Annotated in this window: 1 protein-coding gene; it reads left to right on the top strand. The window is 46.0% G+C overall.

Annotated features, from left to right (window positions below):
- Positions 1-291: 291 nt before the first annotated feature.
- The gene (locus ACKI3C_RS07440) at positions 292-1236 is read left to right on the top strand and encodes a hypothetical protein (protein ID WP_407403610.1); all 945 of its coding nucleotides are present in this window, start codon (positions 292-294) and stop codon (positions 1234-1236) included.
- Positions 1237-1937: the final 701 nt, after the last annotated feature.

The following is a 1937-nucleotide window of genomic DNA, read 5'->3' as shown; positions in this document are numbered from 1 at the left end:
TCGATGTCGTGTTGGTGGTTCGTTTGGTTTTATTTGCAGCACTAAATTAAGTGAAATCACCGACATGACAAAATCCTGGGCAACTTTTTGTTGCTCAGGATATTATAAAAATTGTTAACAAAAGTGCTGCGGAATTAAGGTTGTAAACAAACTATTTATTCAAGCGATAAATATCACCGACAGCCGCATTGTGCTTGCTGGCGGCAAAATGAGCGAACCCATGATTTACGGTGGGTTCTCGAAAGATTCATTAAAAGCCCTCAAGGCCGCGTTAGAGAAAGGAGGACAACTATGAGCGACATCGACAACATCAAACAAATAGAAAAGAAAGATGAGATACGCCTCATCAGCGATGAGAATCCTGTGGTCACCACTGGTGTGGTTGAAGGCACTCCTGCGTCAACGACCGAGCATGTCACAGTGATCAATGTGCACCCTCAACGTCGTTGGGCTTGGGTCATAGCCTCGGCACTAGTCGCTCTGCTCGTCGTCTTTGGAGCATTCTTTGCAATCAAGCAGTGGAACTATTACCACAACTATGGCGTGAGCGTGTCGGTAACGCCAGAACAAAATATCGCAAAACTCAAGCGCCGCGTCAAACCTTGCACCCCCGAGGTGGTCATGACCACCGACAGCGTGCTGGGCGTGCAGCTCAATTTCTACGAACTGAAAGGCTTAAAGGCAACGATAGAACTTGACGAGCCTGCAATTACTGATAAAAACGTGTATCTCTATTCGCGATGTGCCGATATCTCGCGCGAAAGGAAGTTCCTGGGATCGCTAGTCATTGGTGGCAAGGTATATTCCGACGACCAGAGCCGCTTGGGCTACTTCGGCGCAGTGGATAGTGCCATGGTGATAGGCATTTCGCGTTTTGAAGACGTGCGCGACTACTGTGTGGAGCATGAGGGATATTACTTCCGCCAGTTTATGATGTTGAGCTGCGGCGAGCTGCCGTCGAAGTTCTACCTTCATGGCAAGGTTGAGCGTCGTGCGATAGGGCGCAAGGAAGGCAACGATAATTTGTTCTACATCGAAGCGCCTAATCCCGAGACGATGTATGACTTTGCCGATGCAATGCGTGAGTATGGTTTTGTTGATGCCATTTACATCACCGGCGGCAAGACAAGTTCTTACTATCGCACTCGCGGCGGTGTGCAGCATGTCGTGGGCGACACCGCGCAGAGGCCACGTAACCCCATTCCTGGTCCTTGGCTTGTGTTCCGCAAGCAATAAATGATGAAATAGCAAATAACAAGAAAGCCCCTTCACGAGGGGCTTTATCTTGATTCGGTGCTATGCGGAGCCTATCGGCGGCGCTGTGCACTCATGGGTGTTTTATTAAAAATGTTTTATCAAGAAGTCAGTAGTTTGGAACTATTTATTTTCCTTACACTACTTTGACTAAACAAATATTAAAAAGTTTAATCAAGAAAAGAGTTTTAACACAGGTTAACATTGGTGGCTACTCAACGTAACTATTCAGCAATGGAACTCCCCGCGCGGATCTCACTGAACTCACTGATTTTTTTCATTGAAAATTATTGTTGTCCGGTAAAAAAAGAAAATATTTTTATTTTGATTTTTATGCTTCGCTTTGAAAATAGCTTGCTCTGCAAGCAAAATGGAATTACATCACAGATAGTGTATTATCATTTTGGAGGGTGTGTCATAATCCGAAATTAAGTTGAGGTAGGGACGACACTCCCGTGTCGTCCGTACGCTCGGAACGAGCGTAATACATTACACAATTATTTGAATATAAGCGTTCTAAGAACGCTGCGGACGATACAGGAGTATCGTTCCTACCTGCACTTGTTTTTGCATTGTTAACCCGCAAAACCGCAGTATAGTGTATCGCGTTTACCCTGCCCTGCCTTCGCTTGCGCTCAGTTAGGACAGGGTTATGTGCAGAACTTCGTTCTGCGTGTCGGCTT

The organism is Sodaliphilus sp. (assembly GCF_045598405.1).
GTDB lineage: Bacteria > Bacteroidota > Bacteroidia > Bacteroidales > Muribaculaceae > Sodaliphilus > Sodaliphilus limicaballi.
The sequence above is the reverse complement of the archived record's forward strand: the minus strand, read 5'-3'. Positions and strand labels throughout refer to the sequence as shown.